Raw genomic sequence first — 18,541 nt, 5'->3', positions numbered from 1 at the left:
GTGTAAGGTGTTTATTCATAATGGCAAACACGACTACGCTACATCTTATTCAAATTTAATATATATCCGAGGTGGTTGGGTAAGCCAGATTCTGCATCTTTGCCGGGGCAGTCAGCGCCTGAAACTGGGCGTACTTGCGCAGGGCAATACGATAATTGTTGGTGCTGGTGGCTGGCAGCCACGGCGCCAGGTTGTCATCCAGATAACCGTTGGTCAGTAATTCCCGCGGCACGTTCAGCTCCGTCAGGTGGTTGCCGAGGCGACGCAGACGAACGACATATTCGCGCACCGTGCCGGGGCTCATATCAGTCTGTTCGAAAAGATATTGTTTAAAGCCGATAATATCGAAAAAGTCGCTCTGCTCTTTGCAATGCAAATCGCCGCAGAAACGACACAGTGCGACCCAATCCTGGCGCTCCTGTTGCCACTCTTCTTCGTTCATTAAGGTGTCGAGACGGGAAATCGCGATTTTATTGACTATCTCACCGCGCTTGACCAGCGTGATGCGGTCGAGCAACTTATGGCAGTGAGCACAATGCGTTTGGCTATGTTTAAAGTCTTTAAGGTAGCGGCTTAACGGCCGTCTTTTTACTTGCTGCACCGTCATGATAACTCCTGGTTGTCATTGGTTGTGCGGCATTTTTCAGGGGCGATGAAATCATCGCCATCCTATAACCTACCCAGCTTAGTACGCAGACGTTTGATGGCCTGGCTGTGCAACTGGCTGACCCGCGACTCGCCCACTTCCAGTACCGCGCCAATCTCTTTGAGATTAAGCTCTTCCTGGTAGTACAACGTCAGCACAAGCTGTTCGCGTTCTGGCAGCGCTTCGATCGCCTCGATCACGCGCTGCCGCAAGTTGCCTTCCATTAGCTGAAAGAGCGGGTTTTCCTGTTGATTCTCCTCGGTTACCAATTCAATACTGTCGCCATGCTCTTCACGCCACTCATCGTAGGAGAAAAGCTGACTGTTATTGGTATCCAGCAGCATCTGACGATACTCTTCAACAGGAATACCGAGTCGTTGTGAGACTTCGGTTTCCGTGGCATTACGCCCCAGCTCTTGTTCCAGCTGCCCCATCGCCTGCGCCACTTCGCGCGCGTTGCGTCGGACGCTGCGCGGCACCCAGTCCCGGCTGCGCAATTCATCCAGCATCGCCCCGCGAATGCGTTGCACTGCGTAAGTGGTAAATGCCGTTCCTTGCAGAGCATCGTAACGTTCCACAGCATTCAATAACCCGATGCCGCCCGCCTGAAGCAGATCGTCCAGTTCCACGCTCGCCGGCAACCGCACCTGTAGGCGCAATGCTTCATGGCGCACCAGAGGTACGTAACGCTGCCACAGCGAGTGTTTATCCATTACACCTTCAGCGGTATACAGTGAATTCACGATAAACAGCCCTGCAGTAGTTGAGTTATCGGCATGATTATCCGTTTCTGCAGGGGTTTTAATCGGCAGAATAGTGGTCTAAATCAGCGTTTATTTGCAGGTTATGATGCAATTGCCTGAAAATTCAGGTGTTATTTTTTACCCTAAGCGAAACGCTTTTGGGCTGTTGCGAGGGAGGAATGCATGGATACCGCGGGTTGCACGGTATCCGGGGAGGTTACTTAAAAACGCGCTTATTACTGTTTGAACGCTGAATTTTGGCTGGATTGCCAAAAGCGACAGCATTATCCGCCAAATCCTTTGTCACCACCGAGCCCATGCCGATCACCACATCATTGCCGATCACCGACAGCTCTTTGACGACACAGTTCATACCGAGGAACGTCCCTTCGCCAATCGACGTTTTGCCGCCCAGCGACACCTGGCTGCAAATCACGCTGTGAGCGCCGATATGGCAGTCATGGCTGAGGTAAGTGTTGGGCTGGATCAGCGCATTATCGTCAATCGTCACGTTGCAGGAGATAAACGCCCCTTGCCCGATCAGCACGCCGCGGCCAATGTGGGTATCGTCAGGAACAAACACATCGGGGTGAATCAGCGTCGCCAGTTTCGCTTTTTGCAGCACTTTCTGCGCCAGCGTCCGGCGGTGCGCGGGTTCGCCGAGGGCGATGAAAATTTCCAGGTCGTGAAAATCCAGCGCTTCGTAGCGATAAACCGGCACGCCGGAGACCGACGTCGCGTCCGTCACGTCATCGATAAAAAAGATGTCGCTCCACCGCGCCTCAACCTGATTGATCTGGCGAGCAAGCACCAGCGTTTCGCGTCCCTGCCCGCCTGTTCCGTAGATACCTAATTTCATGCGACCTTATCCACCTGCGTCAGCCCAACCTGTTCGCGAATAATATTCACGACACGGGCCTGATCTTCAAGTGTCAAATCGGGATAAATCGGTAAACACAATATTTTCTCGGCGACATCACTGGCCACCGGCAGACTTGCCGCCGACGCCGACGGTAAATGCCGGTACATTGAGAAAGAGCTTATCAGCGGATAAAAATAGCGACGCGAATAGATGTTTTGCGCTTTCAGTGCGTCATATAACCAGTCGCGGCTGACCGGGAACGTGCTTTCCACACGGATCGGGAAATACGCGTGGTTCCACTCCACGTCATCAGTCACTGAGAATGTACCGATCCCAGGAATATCACGCAGCCACTCGCAATAGCGATGATAGATTTCCGCGCGACGTGCCAGCGCATGATCAATATGCCCTAACTGCACCAGACCAAACGCCGCCTGTACTTCATTCATTTTGGCGTTAATCCCCGGCGCCACCACCGTGGTTTCTCCGGCAAAGCCGAAGTTTTTCAGATAATCGATACGCTGCTTCATGCGGGCGTCAGGGCAAATAATCGCCCCGCCCTCAAAGGTATTAAATACTTTGGTGGCATGAAAACTGAGAATTGAGAGATCGCCGCAGTTCAGAATGCTGTGGTTATTTTTCTTCACCCCAAACGCATGGGCGGCGTCATAAATGACTTTTAAGCCCCAGGCATCGGCGATGGTCTGAATTTTATCGACGTTACACGGAATACCGTAACAATGCACCGGTAAAATCGCCGATGTCGCGGGGGTAATTAATGCTTCAATTTTGTCCGGGTCAATATTACAGGTGACCGGGTCGATATCGGCAAATACCGGTGTTAAGCCGTTCCACAGCAGCGAATGAGACGTGGCGACAAACGAATAAGGCGTGGTAATGACTTCCCCGGTAATGCGCAACGCCTGTAACGCGGTGAGCAGTGCCAGCGTACCGTTGGCGAACAGGCACAGGTGCTCCACGCCCAGATAGTCGGCCAGCTCTTTTTCCAGTTGCTGGTGCCATTCCCCGCCGTTGGTGAGGAATTTTTTCTCCCAGATTTTTTCCAGGTACGGAATAAACTCTTCCAGCGGTGGAAGTAACGGGCTGGTGACATAGATGTCTTTCATCAAAACCTCTGCGAAGCGTAATTTTATTAAACGGTTCCACCACCGTCTGTCGATAAGTGCGTGGCGTTACCTGCTTCGTCGATAACAAAAGAGCGCGGCGTTTGCCCCTGGCAATAGAGTGTCCAGGCATGACGCAGCGCATATTCCAGATGCTCCGCGGCATTAAAACCGTCTTTCGTTTCAACAGGTATTTGGTTACGCATTCCGAGGCGGATGGCATTAAGTTCGTCAAAATGGTCACGCCAGTACAGGGCTTTATTGACGTAGTCGTCTTTATCCATCGCAATAAACTGACTCAGCCCATAACTGTTCATATTTTCCACGCCCTGACGGCAGGCAAGCGTATCGCCGCATAACGTCAGTGTGGGCACGCCCATCCATGCAGCATGGTTGGTGGTGGTTCCGCCGGTATACGGGAAGGTATCGAGCAAAATATCGACGCGATGGTGGCAGGCGAGATATTCCGATAATGGCATGCGTCCCTGGAAAATAAGCCACTCTTCACTGACACCGAACGCCGCGAGCTGTCGCGTAATGGTCTGGATGACGTTCGCGTCGCTCATAAAGCCAAGTAACAGCCGGGACTGCGGATATTTCACTAATATTTCAGCCCACAGACGCAGCACCTCTTCGTTAATTTTCTTCGGCCGGTTAAAGCTGCCAAAGGTGATATAACCATTGGTCAGCGCGGGCAGCAGATTAATCTCCGGGCTGTTTTTATCCGGTTCAAACAGTTTGGGCATCGGCGCATAAATGATTTTTTCGAGGAACTGCTTCTCAAGCCCTGGCGGGTTCATACAGCCGGTAGAGAGAATGCGGTAATCCATCGCGGAAAGCCCGGAGGTGCCCGGATAGCCAATCCACGTCATTTGCACAGGTGCCGGACGCAAAGCAAACACCGGCAGGCGCGTGAACGTGGTATGGCCGGAAAGATCGATCAGGATATCAATCTCATCGGCATCGATCTGTTTCGCCAGCTCAATGTCGCTCATGAGTTCCGCGTCGCGCCACAACACCGCCCCGGATTGCAGATGTTCGGTGAGGCTGTCTTTCACTGGCGAGGCGCTGTAGCCCACCAGTTCGAAATGCTGGCGATTAAAACTGTCCCAAAACGGCAGCAGGAAGTTACTCACCGGATGCTGGCGCAGGTCACCGGAAACAAAGCCGAGACGCAGTTTTCGCTGTGGATCGGTGTTGATACGACGGTGCGGGGTAAAATCGCAGCGTCGCGCCCACGCCTCAATGCGGCGACCATATTCTTTGTGCTTCTCCAGCTGTTCTGCCGCACTCAGGCGGTGGTCGTGAGTCACTACAAACAGCAGGCTGGTGAAACTGTCGAAATAATCGGGGGACAGCTCAAGGGATTTTTCGAGGAAATATCTGGCTTCATCCAGCTTCTGGTTATCGCTGAGGATCACCCCGAGCATTGCCACATAACGGGAACTTTCCGGCTGATAGCGAAACGCTTCACGACTGCATTTTTCCGCCATCGGGTTATCGCCCTGCCCGTGGTAAAGCGTCGCCAGCGAGTGCCAGAATCCGGCACTTTTACCATCAAGACGCAGCAAGCCCTGGATGATTTTCCGCGCATAAAACCGCTGTTCCAGTTTCTGCAGCGCGGTCGCCAGATCGAAGTAAATATCGAGACTGGAAAAGTAATACCCCATCAGCTTACAGAGCGCGGACAGTGCGTCCTGCCAGGCGCTGGTGAGAATACAGGCGCGGGAGTAGCAGCGCAGAATATGTAAATCATCCGGAGATTCCGCCAGCAGACTCTGCGTGTAGTCGCGCGCCTCTTTGGCTTTGCCCAGACCAATTAACCGGTTGACCTCAGTATAAATGGCCTCTACGGCCTGCTCATCTTCTGCGGCCTTAGGCTCCTGATAGCGCTCGTCCGCCAGCAGCCCCCCTCGCTTCACGCTGACGCTGAGTAACAGCAGCGTACTAATAAGTGGCTTCAGCTTCGCCGGATCGCCCTGGCGTAAAAAACGCTGGATCGCGGTTTTCCACGCGTCCGTCGAGCCCGTCAGCATCCCCTTTGCCCGCAAAGACAGAAAGCTGTCCCAGGCGTCATCGTCGGTGGCGGTTAATCCTGACCGGAGATACCGCTGCTCCTGTACCGTCACCTCGACAACCCCACCCCACAGGTTTGTGGTTGTTGTCGTCTCTTCCCTCAACAGACACAGCGGCTGCAGTTCCCTGCCCTGCACGTCGTTATAGGGGCCAGCAAAAGCGCTCCAGTGCAGCCCGTCCGGGCGGATCAGGTAAAGGTCGCGTAATGATTCGCGCACCGCATCGCGGGTGTCACCAGGTTTTTCCGGCAGACGGGTGTTAAAAACCAGTTGTTCGAAACTGAGGCTCATCGGCCACGCGCCGCCGAGCAGGTCGAGAATTTGCAGCGTCACTTCGTTTGACGTACTCACCGGCTGCCCGCTGGCGCTGCGGTGACCGTTGGTGATTTTGCCATCATCCGCCAGTATGCGGGTAAAATTCCCGGCCCAGTGCAGTTGCTCCAGCGAGTGCAGATCGGGTTTGAGTTGTGCCGCCTGTTCAACCTGCGCCGAGAGGAGCGTCACGCGCTCCGCGCGGTTGACTGCCAGATCCAGATACTGTTGCGCGATCGGGCGCGGGGTATTGCCGGTGATCAGGCCATGCAGCTGTTGCAGCGCCTCGCTGTAACCCTCCGGCAGTTCAGACTGCGGGATCGCGTCGCCCACCGGGCATAACCCGAGCGTTGTCATGTGCTGGTGAAAATCGCTGTACCAGGTGGCAGGCGCGGAATCAATCAGATAAGCGAAGGTCAGCGCGGTATCATCCAGCGCTTCTGCCTCCAGCACGCGGTTTTTTAGCTCGCTGTCCGTCAGCGTCATCGCCATCCAGCCCAGCATCCCCCGGGCGCTGGTTAACGGATCGGCGTTCTCATCGCCACGGCGCAAATGGAACGCCAGTGCGTCGCGCAGCTGTTGTGCGTCGTTCGCGCCCGGCAACACCTTGTGTTGCAGGCAAATAATGCCGTCGGCGGAGAGATGTTCCCGGCACCACAGCAGCAGCGCGTCACGCTCTGCCACGCCTGCGCAGGCATAAACGCCGTGAATGATGATGTAATCAAACTGCCCCGGATCCACCGCCAGCAGATCACCCAGCCCGGCGGCAAACGGTTCGATATTGGAGAGCGTCAGCGCGCTGATTTGCTGCCTTGCCTGGTCAATCAGGCTGTCGTCGATATCCACACCGATGCAGACGCTCTGCGGCCANGTCAGCGCTGCCGCACCCCAGTTCAAGGATCCGCGCGCTGGCGGGTGAAGCCAGCGCAATACCATGCAGCAGGGCACTGGCGTGGAGAGCGACAGGGGTCATGTGGCGGTTCTGGTACTGCATATTCACAGGCGGCATCCGTTTTATCGTCAGTAAGCTTCATGCGCTGCGAGGTATTTCTCGCAGAGGGCGTTTTTGTATTGCTGGTACTCGCCGTCACCGTTTTTATGGGTGGTCACAACCCAACTGAACGCTTCGTTTCGGTGATTGATGTCGATTAAACGTGATGCCGGTTCCCGGCCAATCTGCATCTGATCGACCGCAGGCAGGACATCCACCGCAAAAGAAAGCGCCACCTGATCGAGGAACCAGACGGCATTGCCGCTTGCCAGATTGCGATCGATAAAACGGGCGACGGTGTCGAGATAGCTGAACCCGAGCGCGTCGGCATCGGCATACAGGAAACCGCCCTGCACCCGCTCCCACAGCGGCGCCGCGTCGTTCTGCGTCAGGATCAGCCCTTTCGGGTAGAAAGTGCGCAGCGTCTCCTGCCAGCGCTGGCGCACCAGGCAGTCGGCATCCAGCAGTAGCACCGGCGCGGCAAACTGTTCCAGGGCATAGCGCATGAAAATAAAGCGGCGGGAGGCGTAATGGACGTTGATCCCGTGAACAGCAGGCACCTCCTCTGCACTGAGTGAAATTGCCAGACCAGGGAAACGCTGTGCCAGTTCGCGAACCTGCGCGTGAAGATCGTCGTCGCAGTTATACACATGCAGATGCACGTTTAAATCGGTGCCGTTGGTGTCATAAATCGAGGCCACCAACGCCCGGGCGTGCTCGAGGTAATATTTTTTATCGCAGGCCACCAGTACGGTGNCCCAGCCGGTAAATGCCGCAGACAATCATCAGCAACGCGAAAGGATCTTCACCGAGTAAGGCGGAATCCGCCGTCAGATGCTGAATCACGATCTGCGCCTGGTTGTCATCCTCTTCCATCAGGCAGATCAGCAGCAGAATTTTCAGTACCGGCGCGGAGTTGCTGAGCAGCGAAAGGTTATTGGAAATCAGGAACAGCGCGGATTCGATTTCATTAATACGGAACAGTATTTGTACTGCTGCGACAACGAAATTAAGCGATTTCTCTTTTTGCAGCGCTGCGACCACATAGTTGGTCACGGCTTCCGCCATCTCAGCGGGAAATGCCTGTTGCTGGCCCTGTTTTTTTACGTCAAACGCGTTGTTCGCCAGCGTAATGGCGCACATTAAGGCTTTAATCGCCTCATCTTTATCCGCCTCAAGCCCGGTCACGGCGGCCATTAATGTTGGCTTCATCGTGTCGAGATCGCTGTTTCTGTAATGCAAAATCTCGGCGACCACGTGCGCAGGCAGCACATCCGCTTCCGGCAGATCGAGCGTACGGGTGAAAACATCACGGTAATATTGGTGCATGGCACGCGTGCGAGAAAATTTAGTCATTCTGTTCAGCTCAATAGTTGCGCGACCTGAAGGCTTTTGTTCAGGCAAAGTGAGGCTAGTTTTTGATAAATTACCATCCGCAAAGGCAGAGTGATGGAGGGATAAAAAACACAATTAGCGGCTTATTTTGCACATTGCTTACAGGGTTAGCGGCCTGAAAAAGCAATAAAAAAAGGCTGCTGTTGCCAGCAACCTTTTTGTGACTCTGCGTAAAAATTAACGCAGCAGGGACAGCATGGTCTGCGGAACCTGGTTAGCCTGAGACAGCACAGAAGTACCAGCCTGCTGCAGGATCTGCGCGCGAGACATGTTGGAAACTTCAGTTGCGTAGTCAGCGTCCTGGATACGGGACTGAGCAGCAGACAGGTTGTTGATAGAGTTGTTCAGGTTGTTGATGGTAGATTCAAAACGGTTCTGAATCGCACCCATGTTAGAACGTGCGGTATCGATCTGCGCGATTGCAGCATCAGCAGCAGAAACAACAGCCTGTGCAGAGGCGTTATCAGAAATTGCAGTGCTCAGCGCAGCGTCCAGAGTACCGGAAGTGGCGTTGATCAGCGCAGTGCTGTCGATAGAAATGGTATCGTTGGCAGAAGTCCCTGCGCCAACCTGAATTTTCAGCGCGGTGCTTACGGAACCATCCAGCAGAGATTTGCCGTTGAAGTTCGCAGAACCTGCGATACGGTCGATTTCAGCCAGACGCTGCGTGATTTCAGTGTTGATTGAAGTCAGGTCGCTGTCGCCGTTGGTGTCGTTCGCCGCCTGAACAGCCAGCTCACGGATACGTTGTAAGTTGGTGTTGATTTCGTTCAGGTTACCTTCAGCGGTCTGAACCAGAGAGATACCGTCGTTCGCGTTACGCGCCGCCTGAGTCATCCCTTTCAGCTGGGAAGTCATGCGGTTAGCAATTGCCTGGCCAGCAGCGTCATCTTTCGCGCTGTTGATACGCAGACCAGAGGACAGACGCTCAATAGCAGTGCCCAGAGAAGACTGAGATTTGTTCAGGTTGTTCTGCGTGGTCAGGGACAGCAGGTTGGTATTGATAACTGACATAATTCATTTTCCTTCATATTGGATTCTAGGGTCGGTGCCTAACACCCACGGCGTCTCTCACCGTCAACAGGGGTATCGGCGCTGGTGAAAAAGACTTTAGAATCAAATTTAAAAAAATCTTAACCATTTGATTTTTAATGAATTATAAAGTTATTTATTTAACTTCAGTTTGTCTTAGTTTTTATTTGAGTCAAATTTTAACCAGCCCGTTTTTTTTCCTTATTAATTACTCACGATCGCAGCCGGTATTATCTAAAGCAAAATCCCTCTCCCCTTCCTTGATTTACCAATCGGGTTATAAACCGACAAACGCCCGTGCTATTCCGGGGATTATTTTTTCATCTGATGTGTAAACTTTCCTGACACTGCGCCGATAAGAGTCTCAAACGCCCATAGACATCAAGGAAAATTTGTATGGCTTCAATCAGCAACCTCGGTGCAGGAACAAGTCTGGACCTGAACACGCTCTACACCCAACTGGAAACCGCGGAACAGAGCAAGCTGACTATCATCACTAACCAGCAAAGCACTTACAATGCCCAGCTGAGCGCGTGGGGTAAACTGCAAAGCTCTCTGCAAAGTCTTCAGACCGCTACGGCGGCGCTAGGGAAAACGGATACCTGGAACTCGGCCTCTGTCACTAGCACCAACACGTCGTTTACCGCCACAACGACCAGCGGGGCGCCGATAGGTTCCTATACGGTTAACGTGTCGAAAATCGCCAAAGCGCAGGTGTTGACCACGGCCAGTATGGCCAGCGGCTCCACTCAGCTGGGTGAAACAACCGGCGGGACACGAACCATTACTATCACTCAGCCAGGGACCAAAGACCCGCTCAAAGTTGAGCTGTCTGATTCTGATACCTCGCTGAACGGGATTGCCAAGGCGATCAACAAAGCAGGCGGCAACGTCACTGCCAGCGTGATTAAAGCCACCGACGGTGATTATCGTCTGATGCTGACGTCGAAATCGACCGGTACCGATGGCGATATGACGGTTACCGTTACCGGTGACGATACGTTACAGAATGCGATTGGTTTCGACTCAACCACCAAAACCGGTGCCCTGAACATCCAGTCCGCGTCGCAAAACGCCAAACTGACTGTTAACAATATTGATATTGAACGTCAGTCGAACACCATTACGGACGTACTGCCAGGCATCACGCTGTCGCTGAAAAGCGAAAGTACGGCTGAGGAAACGCTGGAAGTGTCGCGCGCCACCGATGCCAACAAAAAGGCGATTACCGACTGGGTGACCGCGTATAACTCGCTGCAGTCCACCATCAACAGCCTGACCAAATATGTGGCGGTTGATGCAGGCACGACGCAGTCCAGCAGCAACGGTCCGCTGATTGGCGACAGCCAGGTGCGTTCTGTGCAGTCTCAACTGCGCGGCCTGCTGACCGAAGTTCAGGGCAGCGGCGCCTATAAACTGATGTCGCAGCTGGGCATTACTCAGGACCCGACCATTGCCGCTGATGGCACGCTCGGTAACCTGAAAATCGACGATACGAAGCTGACCAAAGCATTAACCGATAACCCGGACGCGATTCAGGAGTATTTCATCGGCGACGGTAAAACCACCGGTTTTGCCACCCAGATGAACAACACCCTGACCACCATGCTCAGCACTACCACGGGCAAAGAAGGGATCGTTCAGAATGCCAAAGACGGTATCAACAGCACCCTGAAAACGCTGGATAAGCGTTACGACGATATGCAGGCGTCTATCGATGCCACCATGGCGCGTTATAAAACGCAGTTTACCAACCTCAGTACGCTGGTGAGCAAGCTGACGAACACGTCTAACTATCTGACTCAGCAGTTTAATTCGAGCAGTTAAGGAAAGGATATGTATAACCATTCTGGTGCGCAGGCATACCAGAAAGTGGGGCTGGAGAGCGCGGTGCTCAGCGCCAGCCCCCATCAGCTCGTCGTGATGTTATTCGATGGGGCGTTGAGCTCTATGGTACGGGCGCGGCTGTTTCTTGAGCAAGGCAATATCACCGCCAAGGGCGAAGCGCTCTCTAAAGCGATCAACATCATTGAGAACGGCCTGAAAGCGGGTCTTAACATGGATGTTGGGGGCGAACTGCCGCATAACCTGTCAGCGTTATATGACTATATGGTGCGACGCCTGTTGCATGCCAATCTGCGCAATGATGCCGAAGCAATTGCTGAAGTCGAAAAACTGCTGGCTAACATTGCCGATGCCTGGAAACAGATAGGCCCGAACTCACCATCAACCCAGGACTCGTTCTGATGACAGACTTCATCTCATCCCTGCATAACTGGCACGCGCTATTTGCTTTAAGTAACACTATGCTCAACCTCGCCCAGGCCGGGAGGTGGGATGAGCTGATTGATCATGAAGTCAAGTATGTCTCTTTGGTTGAAGAGATTGCTCTGAACCCTTTGCCAGCGGGCAATGCAAAGCTACAGGAAAAAGCACGCGCCCTGCTGGTGAAGATCCTGAGCAACGAGTCTGAGCTTAAAGGACTATTGCAGGTACGAATGTCAGAACTGCAGACCCTGATTGACCAGACCGGCAAGCAGAAATCGTTGACAACAGCGTACGGAAAACTTTCCGGCAACATTCTTATCCCGAACGAATATAACCCCTGATTTTCCCCTTCGCGGAAGTTACGCCATACTCCAGAGGTCAGTTTGTTGGCCATCTGGAGCACGGCGCATGATAAATCCTACCTTATTACAATGTTTTCACTGGTATTACCCCGCAGGCGGGCAGTTGTGGCAGGAAGTGGAAGCCCTCGCCCCGAATCTGAATGAAATCGGCATTAACATGATCTGGTTACCGCCCATCAGCAAAGGGTCGTCCGGCGGTTATTCTGTGGGCTACGACACCTACGATCTGTTTGATATTGGCGAGTTTGACCAGAAAGGCAGCGTGGCGACCAAGTACGGCGATAAAGCCCAGCTGCTGTCTGCCATCAACGCCCTGCAACGTCACGACATTGCCGTGCTGATTGATGTGGTGGTGAACCACAAAATGGGCGCGGACGAAAAAGAGCCGGTGCGCGTGCAGCGCGTCAACGAACAGGATCGCACGCAAATCGACGACGAGATCATCGAATGCGAGGCCTGGACCCGCTACACCTTCCCTGGCCGTCAGGGCAAATATTCGCAGTTTATCTGGGATTACAAATGTTTCAGCGGCATCGACCATATTGAAAACCCGGACGAGGACGGCCTGTTCAAAATCGTTAACGACTACACCGGTGAAGGCTGGAACGATCAGGTCGATGATGAAATGGGTAACTTTGACTATTTGATGGGCGAAAACATCGATTATCGCAACCATGCCGTCACCGAAGAGATTAAATACTGGGCGCGCTGGGTGATGGAAGAGACCCATTGCGACGGGTTTCGCCTTGACGCCGTGAAGCATATCCCGGCCTGGTTTTATAAAGAGTGGATCGAGCATGTACAGGAGGTTGCGCCGCAGCCGCTGTTTATCGTCGCCGAATACTGGTCGCATGAAGTGGATAAGCTCCAGCAGTACATCGATCAGGTTGCCGGGCAGACCATGCTGTTTGACGCCCCGCTACAAATGAAGTTTCACGAAGCGTCGTTGCAGGGTCGCGATTACGATATGAGCCAGATTTTCACCGGCACGCTGGTGGAAGCCGATCCGTTCCACGCCGTAACGCTGGTGACCAACCATGACACTCAGCCGCTACAGGCGCTGGAAGCCCCCGTCGAGCCGTGGTTTAAACCGCTGGCTTATGCGTTGATCCTGCTGCGCGAGAACGGCGTGCCGTCGGTATTTTACCCGGATCTGTTTGGCGCCAGCTACGAAGACACCGGTGGCGATGGCAATACCTATCAAATCGAGATGCCGGTGATTGAACAGCTCCACGAGCTGATTGACGCCCGCCAGCGTTTCGCCCACGGCGTGCAGACGTTGTATTTCGATCATCCCAACTGCATCGCGTTCAGCCGCAGCGGGACTGACGAAGCGCCCGGCTGCGTGGTGGTGCTTTCCAACGGCGACGACGGCGAGAAGACGATCACGCTCGGGGAAAACTACGGCGGAAAACGCTGGGTGGATTTTCTGGGTAACCGCGAAGAAGTGGTTGAAACCGATGACGAAGGCACGGCTAACTTTACCTGCAACGGCGGCAGCGTCAGCGTGTGGGTTATGGAAGACGTGCTCTGAGGCGTTCCCCGGCGGCATTACACGCCGGGGTCACTGACTTATTCGGTTAAACCGTTTTTCGCCATCGCCTCCACGCACTCCTGCGTAGGGCGATCGACGCGCTGCAGCTCGAGACGGTCATAATCGAGCACACCGTCATCAAGATCGAGACTGTAAGCCGCCAGTTTTTTGTTGGCGACCACGTTGTAGTAATCCTCACCGCGCTGCATCAGCTTGCCACGCACCGCCGTGACGCGTTGCCACTGACGGCAATCGAGCGTATCGCCCTCTTTGGTAATAATCAGACTGGCAATCGCTTCCGGGCTGACCATCGCGCTTTGCGGCCCTTTCGACTGCCAGAAACCCGCCAGCGCTGCGGGCGCAGGGGCTTTCACCACCGCATTGTAATTATCGACCTGCACACAACCCGCCAGCATCAGCAACGTGCTCGCCATCACTAATTTCTTCATCACTCATCCTGCAAACGGAGAAAAAAATATTGTGGCATTAACGGGTGCGCTCCGCCACCCTTTCGCCGTGCAGAAAAATCTTACGCAAGTTTGATTTCAGCCGTCATATCTTTCAGAATTTTCACAAAAATATTGAGATAACGCTCATTTTCCAGGCAAAAGCGGGACTAGTGTAGGGGGAATTTCCCGGAGGACCTACCCATGAAAAAGTTACTGATATGCTGTCTGTTCGGCAATACAGCAAACTCGCTGGCGAAAAAGATGCAAAAGGTTGCGGATGAACAGGGTTACCCGGTTCTGATCAGCGCCGTCGGGCTGGAGAATTTTGCCAGCGTCGCCCCCGCCTATGATGCTTTTCTGCTTGCACCCCACGTGCAATATAAACTCGAAGAGCTGAATACGATTATCGCGGACTCACGTCCGATTTACGTTATTGAGAGCTACCCCTTCGCTTCCCTGGATGGCGAAAAAGTGCTGATGTTTGCCCTGGAACAGATGCCAGAGCTGGCGGAATAATTCACACCCACGTGCGACTCAGGGAGGAGTCGCCGCGACGTTCGCAAAAACCTACACCTGCATCGACATCATCTCTTGATACGCCGACACCAGTTTGTTGCGCACCTGAATGCCCATCTGCAGTGAAACCGACGATTTTTGCAAATCGGTCATCACATCGTTCAGCGCCACGCCCGGTTCGCCCATAGAAAATTTTTCCGCCTGCACGCGTGCGACGTTTTGCGTATCGCTGATGCGATCCAGTGCAGCGGTCAGTTGTCCGGCGAAACTGATGCTCTGCTGCGGCGCTTCCACCTGATTTTTCGCGGCGCTCACCGCCATCTGCATCTGATTCAGAACGCCTTCGATACCCTGAACAGCCATGATAATCCCCTGGTTAGATTTTTCTGGTGATGAGATTACCAGCTTGTCAATAAGATAAAGGCGCTAATTAGCGATAAAAAAACAGGTTATTTGGCGCATAGAAAATCCTGAAGCATCAAATAATGACATGGCTTTCTTTATGCGATTGTCGACCCGGGAGTCTGTTTTGTTTCTGAATCTCTTTTTCGCCACTGGCCAGGATTTACGAGGTGCGCAATGAGCGCGACTGCAACGACCACGCCACATACTAAAATTCCAGAGTGGGTCAATCGCCTGCGTTCCAATCCCCGAATCCCTTTGATGGTGGCGAGTGCCGCTGCGGTTGCTATTGTCGTCGCGCTGGTACTGTGGGCAAAGAGCCCGGACTACCGCACCCTGTTCTCCAATCTGTCTGACCAGGACGGCGGTGCCATCGTCACCCAGTTGCAGCAGATGAACGTCCCTTATCGTTTCGCCGACAGCGGCGGGGCGATTGAAGTCCCGGCCGATAAAGTGCATGAGCTGCGTCTGCGTCTCGCACAACAAGGACTGCCGAAAGGCGGCGCGGTCGGTTTTGAACTGTTGGATCAGGAAAAATTTGGCATCAGCCAGTTCAGCGAGCAGGTGAACTACCAGCGAGCGCTGGAAGGGGAGCTGGCCCGCACCATCGAAACCCTCGGCCCGGTGAAAGGCGCGCGTGTACACCTCGCCATGCCGAAACCGTCGCTGTTTGTCCGCGAACAAAAGTCCCCTTCCGCCTCCGTCACCCTGAATCTTGAAACCGGGCGTGCTTTGGATGAAGGCCAGATCGCGGCCGTTGTACACCTTGTCTCCAGCGCGGTCGCCGGGTTACCGCCGGGTAACGTGACGCTGGTCGATCAGGGTGGTCATCTGTTAACGCAATCCAACACCGGGGATCGCGATCTTAACGACGCCCAGCTGAAATACGCCGCCGATGTGGAAAGCCGTATTCAGCGCCGCATCGAAGCCATTCTCTCGCCGGTGGTCGGTAACGGTAACGTGCATGCGCAGGTCACCGCACAGATCGATTTCGATAACAAAGAGCAGACCGAAGAGCAGTATCGCCCGAATGGCGATGCCAGCCAGGCGGTTCTGCGTTCACGCCAGGTGAATGAAAGCGAGCAAGTTGGCAGCCCGTATCCGGGCGGCGTGCCGGGCGCGCTCTCCAACTCCCCTGCTCCGGCACCGACCGCGCCGATATCTACGCCACCGGCTAACCAGCAGAACGCGCAAAACAACACGCAGCGGACGGAAACCACCAACGGTCCGCGCAATACCCAGCGTAACGAAACCAGCAACTACGAAGTTGACCGCACAATCCGCCATACCAGGAAGAACATTGGCGATATCCAGCGTCTCTCCGTTGCCGTGGTGGTGAACTACCGCAATCTGCCGGACGGCAAACCGCTGCCGTTAACCGCAGACCAGTTGAAACAAATTGAAGATCTGACCCGCGAAGCCATGGGCTTCACCGACACACGCGGCGATACCCTGAACGTGGTGAACTCACCGTTCAATAGCACGGATGAAACCGGCGGCGAACTGCCGTTCTGGAAAACGCAGGCGTTTATTGACCAGTTGATGACCGCAGGCCGTTGGCTGTTGGTGGCGCTGGTGACGTGGCTGCTGTGGCGTAAAGCCATCCGTCCGCAAATCCTCCGCCGTCAGGAAGAGATCAAACTGGCGCAGGAAGAAGCCCGCATTCGTCAGGAAACGGTTGAAGCGGTGGAAGTCACCCTCAGCAAAGACGAAGTGGTTCAGCAGCGTCGCGCTAACCAGCGTCTGGGCGCTGAGGTGATGAGCCAGCGTATTCGCGAAATGTCAGATAACGATCCGCGCGTTGTGGCGCTGGTCATTCGCCAGTGGATGAATAACGACCATGAGTAATAACCTTACAGGAATCGATAAAAGCGTCATCCTGCTGATGACCATTGGCGAAGACCGCGCGGCGGAGGTGTTCAAGCACCTCTCCACCCGCGAAGTACAAACGCTCAGTTCGGCGATGGCCAACGTGCGTCAGATTTCCAATAAACAGCTCACCGAAGTGCTGGCGGAGTTTGAGCAGGAAGCGGAACAGTTCGCGGCGCTGAACGTCAACGCCAACGAATACCTGCGTTCGGTGCTGGTGAAAGCGCTCGGCGAAGAGCGCGCCGCCAGCCTGCTGGAAGATATTCTCGAAACCCGCGAAACCACCAGCGGCATCGAAACGCTCAACTTTATGGAGCCGCAGAGTGCCGCGGACCTTATTCGCGACGAGCACCCGCAGATTATCGCGACCATTCTCGTGCACCTCAAACGCGCGCAGGCGGCGGATATTCTGGCGCTGTTCGACGAGCGTATGCGTCATGACGTGATGCTGCGTATCGCCACCTTCGGCGGCGTCCAGCCGGCGGCGCTGGCGGAGCTGACCGAAGTGCTCAACAACCTGCTCGACGGCACCAACCTCAAGCGCAGCAAAATGGGCGGCGTGAGAACCGCGGCGGAAATTATCAACCTGATGAAAACGCAGCAGGAAGAAGCGGTTATCACCGCGGTGCGCGAATTCGACGGCGAGCTGGCGCAAAAAATCATCGACGAGATGTTCCTGTTCGAAAACCTGGTCGATGTCGACGACCGCAGCATCCAGCGCCTGCTGCAGGAAGTGGATTCCGAATCGCTGCTTATCGCGCTCAAAGGCGCCGAACAGCCACTGCGCGAGAAATTCCTGCGCAACATGTCGCAGCGTGCTGCCGACATCCTGCGCGACGACCTGGCCAACCGTGGCCCGGTCCGTATGTCTCAGGTCGAGAACGAACAGAAAGCAATTCTGCTTATTGTCCGCCGTCTGGCGGAAACCGGCGAGATGGTGATCGGCAGCGGAGACGATACCTATGTCTGATACCACGCCGTGGAAGGTCTGGCTGCCTGACGATCTGGCTCCCCCGCTCCATGAGTTCATCCCTGAGATGAATGAGCCGGAGCTGGAAAGCGACGGATTCGAAGAAGAAGAATTAAGCGAAGAGCAGAAGCTCCAGCAACAGCTGGCGCATCTGCAAATGCAGGCGCATGAGCAGGGCTATTCCGCTGGTCTGACAGAAGGCCGCAGCGCCGGTCATGAAGAAGGCTATCAGGAAGGGCTGGCGAAAGGGCTTGAGGAAGGCCTGAAGCAGGCGCAGCAGCAACAGGCGCCGATTCACGCGCGCATGCAACAGCTGGTCAGCGAGTTCCAGCACACGCTGGACGCCCTCGACAGCGTCATCGCCTCTCGCCTGATGCAGATGGCGCTGGAGGCGGCGCGTCAGGTGATTGGCCAGACACCGACTGTCGACAACTCGGCGCTGATTAAACAGATCCAGTTGCTGCTGCAACAGGAGCCGTTGTTCAGCGGTAAACCGCAATTGCGCGTGCACCCGGATGATTTACAGCGCGTGGAAGCGATGCTCGGCGCCACGCTCAGCCTGCATGGCTGGCGTCTGCGCGGCGATCCAACGCTGCACCACGGCGGCTGCAAAGTCTCGGCAGACGAAGGCGATCTCGATGCCAGTGTGGCGACGCGCTGGCAGGAACTGTGCCGTCTTGCTGCCCCTGGAGCTTGCTAATGACTGCACGACTCACGCGCTGGCTGAACACACTGGATAATTTCGAGGCCAAAATCGCCCAGCTTCCGGCGGTGCGTCGCTACGGTCGACTGACCCGTGCCACCGGTCTGGTGCTGGAAGCGACGGGTCTGCAATTACCGCTCGGCGCGACCTGCATCATTGAACGTCAGGACGGCAATGAGACGCAGGAAGTGGAAAGCGAAGTGGTGGGCTTCAACGGCCATCGTCTGTTTTTGATGCCGCTGGAAGAAGTGGAAGGCATTTTGCCCGGCGCGCGCGTGTATGCCCGCA

16 protein-coding genes and 2 pseudogenes are annotated in these 18,541 nt (G+C 54.7%); 9 read left to right on the top strand and 9 right to left on the bottom strand.

Annotated features, from left to right (window positions below; genetic code table 11):
• Positions 1-55 precede the first annotated feature (55 nt).
• From fliZ to GM30_RS17085, 7 genes and pseudogenes are all read right to left on the bottom strand, one after another.
• On the bottom strand, positions 56-607 hold the full coding sequence (gene fliZ, locus GM30_RS17115; RefSeq protein WP_049849607.1) for a flagella biosynthesis regulatory protein FliZ: 552 nt from the start codon (positions 605-607) through the stop codon (positions 56-58).
• A 62-nt stretch (positions 608-669) separates the two neighbouring features.
• Positions 670-1,389 carry an RNA polymerase sigma factor FliA gene (locus GM30_RS17110; protein WP_049849606.1) on the bottom strand — a complete coding sequence of 240 codons (720 nt, stop codon included), beginning with the start codon at positions 1,387-1,389 and terminating at the stop codon, positions 670-672.
• 217 nt (positions 1,390-1,606) lie between these two features.
• Positions 1,607-2,248, bottom strand: coding sequence for a NeuD/PglB/VioB family sugar acetyltransferase (locus tag GM30_RS17105; RefSeq protein WP_049849605.1), 642 nt, complete (start codon positions 2,246-2,248; stop codon positions 1,607-1,609).
• Entirely contained in the window at positions 2,245-3,378 is a 1,134-nt protein-coding gene (locus GM30_RS17100) for a DegT/DnrJ/EryC1/StrS family aminotransferase (protein ID WP_049849604.1), read from the bottom strand. Before GM30_RS17100 ends, GM30_RS17105 begins: the two co-directional genes overlap by 4 nt.
• A 26-nt stretch (positions 3,379-3,404) precedes the next feature.
• Complete coding sequence (locus tag GM30_RS17095) at positions 3,405-6,698, bottom strand: O-linked N-acetylglucosamine transferase family protein (protein ID WP_476691222.1); 3,294 nt, start codon at positions 6,696-6,698, stop codon at positions 3,405-3,407.
• A gap of 84 nt (positions 6,699-6,782) precedes the next feature.
• Positions 6,783-8,109 (bottom strand): annotated as a pseudogene (locus GM30_RS17090) (hypothetical protein).
• 216 nt (positions 8,110-8,325) lie between these two features.
• Positions 8,326-9,162: a flagellin N-terminal helical domain-containing protein gene (locus GM30_RS17085; protein WP_049849603.1), complete on the bottom strand. Its 837-nt coding sequence runs from the start codon at positions 9,160-9,162 to the stop codon at positions 8,326-8,328.
• 414 nt (positions 9,163-9,576) lie between these two features.
• Here GM30_RS17085 and fliD point away from each other — a divergent pair, with 414 nt between their 5' ends.
• From fliD to amyA, 4 genes are all read left to right on the top strand, one after another.
• Positions 9,577-11,007: a flagellar filament capping protein FliD gene (fliD, locus tag GM30_RS17080; protein WP_049849602.1), complete on the top strand. Its 1,431-nt coding sequence runs from the start codon at positions 9,577-9,579 to the stop codon at positions 11,005-11,007.
• A gap of 9 nt (positions 11,008-11,016) precedes the next feature.
• Positions 11,017-11,427: a flagellar export chaperone FliS gene (gene fliS / locus GM30_RS17075; RefSeq protein WP_049849601.1), complete on the top strand. Its 411-nt coding sequence runs from the start codon at positions 11,017-11,019 to the stop codon at positions 11,425-11,427.
• On the top strand, positions 11,427-11,789 hold the full coding sequence (gene fliT / locus GM30_RS17070) for a flagella biosynthesis regulatory protein FliT (RefSeq protein ID WP_049849600.1): 363 nt from the start codon (positions 11,427-11,429) through the stop codon (positions 11,787-11,789). Before fliS ends, fliT begins: the two co-directional genes overlap by 1 nt.
• 67 nt (positions 11,790-11,856) lie before the next feature.
• A complete protein-coding gene (gene amyA / locus GM30_RS17065; protein ID WP_049849599.1) occupies positions 11,857-13,344 on the top strand; it encodes an alpha-amylase in 1,488 nt (495 codons plus the stop codon).
• Positions 13,345-13,382: 38 nt separating this feature from the next.
• Here amyA and yedD read toward each other — a convergent pair whose 3' ends face one another.
• Positions 13,383-13,793, bottom strand: coding sequence for a lipoprotein YedD (gene yedD / locus GM30_RS17060; protein WP_049849598.1), 411 nt, complete (start codon positions 13,791-13,793; stop codon positions 13,383-13,385).
• A 201-nt stretch (positions 13,794-13,994) separates the two neighbouring features.
• Between yedD and GM30_RS17055 the strand changes: the two genes are divergently transcribed.
• Positions 13,995-14,309 carry a PTS sugar transporter subunit IIB gene (locus GM30_RS17055; RefSeq protein ID WP_049849597.1) on the top strand — a complete coding sequence of 105 codons (315 nt, stop codon included), beginning with the start codon at positions 13,995-13,997 and terminating at the stop codon, positions 14,307-14,309.
• Positions 14,310-14,360: 51 nt separating this feature from the next.
• Here GM30_RS17055 and fliE read toward each other — a convergent pair whose 3' ends face one another.
• Positions 14,361-14,672 (bottom strand): flagellar hook-basal body complex protein FliE, encoded by a 312-nt coding sequence (gene fliE, locus GM30_RS17050; protein ID WP_049849596.1) that lies wholly within the window; start codon positions 14,670-14,672, stop codon positions 14,361-14,363.
• 216 nt (positions 14,673-14,888) lie between these two features.
• Here fliE and fliF point away from each other — a divergent pair, with 216 nt between their 5' ends.
• From fliF to fliI, 4 genes and pseudogenes are all read left to right on the top strand, one after another.
• The gene (gene fliF / locus GM30_RS17045) at positions 14,889-16,559 is read left to right on the top strand and encodes a flagellar basal-body MS-ring/collar protein FliF (protein WP_049849595.1); all 1,671 of its coding nucleotides are present in this window, start codon (positions 14,889-14,891) and stop codon (positions 16,557-16,559) included.
• Positions 16,552-17,550: a flagellar motor switch protein FliG gene (gene fliG / locus GM30_RS17040; RefSeq protein WP_049849594.1), complete on the top strand. Its 999-nt coding sequence runs from the start codon at positions 16,552-16,554 to the stop codon at positions 17,548-17,550. The genes fliF and fliG overlap by 8 nt, the downstream gene beginning before the upstream one ends.
• Positions 17,543-18,250, top strand: a complete 708-nt coding sequence (fliH, locus tag GM30_RS17035) for a flagellar assembly protein FliH (protein WP_049849593.1) — start codon at positions 17,543-17,545, stop codon at positions 18,248-18,250. Before fliG ends, fliH begins: the two co-directional genes overlap by 8 nt.
• Positions 18,250-18,541: pseudogene (fliI, locus tag GM30_RS17030) on the top strand (flagellum-specific ATP synthase FliI); the annotation flags it as partial. The gene fliH and the pseudogene fliI, both read left to right, overlap by 1 nt.

The sequence above is a fragment of the Trabulsiella odontotermitis genome (assembly GCF_001188485.1).
Lineage (GTDB): Bacteria > Pseudomonadota > Gammaproteobacteria > Enterobacterales > Enterobacteriaceae > Trabulsiella > Trabulsiella odontotermitis_A.
This window is presented reverse-complemented; position numbering and strand designations above follow the sequence as displayed.

What these genes read in the sequence shown, in the direction of transcription:
- amyA (WP_049849599.1), top strand. Translation starts at nt 11,857, where the DNA reads ATGATAAATCCTACCTTATTACAATGTTTTCACTGGTATTACCCCGCA.
- GM30_RS17055 (WP_049849597.1), top strand. Translation starts at nt 13,995, where the DNA reads ATGAAAAAGTTACTGATATGCTGTCTGTTCGGCAATACAGCAAACTCG.
- fliF (WP_049849595.1), top strand. Translation starts at nt 14,889, where the DNA reads ATGAGCGCGACTGCAACGACCACGCCACATACTAAAATTCCAGAGTGG.
- GM30_RS17100 (WP_049849604.1), bottom strand. Translation starts at nt 3,378, where the DNA reads ATGAAAGACATCTATGTCACCAGCCCGTTACTTCCACCGCTGGAAGAG.
- GM30_RS17105 (WP_049849605.1), bottom strand. Translation starts at nt 2,248, where the DNA reads ATGAAATTAGGTATCTACGGAACAGGCGGGCAGGGACGCGAAACGCTG.
- yedD (WP_049849598.1), bottom strand. Translation starts at nt 13,793, where the DNA reads ATGAAGAAATTAGTGATGGCGAGCACGTTGCTGATGCTGGCGGGTTGT.
- fliT (WP_049849600.1), top strand. Translation starts at nt 11,427, where the DNA reads ATGACAGACTTCATCTCATCCCTGCATAACTGGCACGCGCTATTTGCT.
- fliZ (WP_049849607.1), bottom strand. Translation starts at nt 607, where the DNA reads ATGACGGTGCAGCAAGTAAAAAGACGGCCGTTAAGCCGCTACCTTAAA.
- fliS (WP_049849601.1), top strand. Translation starts at nt 11,017, where the DNA reads ATGTATAACCATTCTGGTGCGCAGGCATACCAGAAAGTGGGGCTGGAG.
- GM30_RS17085 (WP_049849603.1), bottom strand. Translation starts at nt 9,162, where the DNA reads ATGTCAGTTATCAATACCAACCTGCTGTCCCTGACCACGCAGAACAAC.
- fliH (WP_049849593.1), top strand. Translation starts at nt 17,543, where the DNA reads ATGTCTGATACCACGCCGTGGAAGGTCTGGCTGCCTGACGATCTGGCT.
- fliE (WP_049849596.1), bottom strand. Translation starts at nt 14,672, where the DNA reads ATGGCTGTTCAGGGTATCGAAGGCGTTCTGAATCAGATGCAGATGGCG.
- fliG (WP_049849594.1), top strand. Translation starts at nt 16,552, where the DNA reads ATGAGTAATAACCTTACAGGAATCGATAAAAGCGTCATCCTGCTGATG.
- fliD (WP_049849602.1), top strand. Translation starts at nt 9,577, where the DNA reads ATGGCTTCAATCAGCAACCTCGGTGCAGGAACAAGTCTGGACCTGAAC.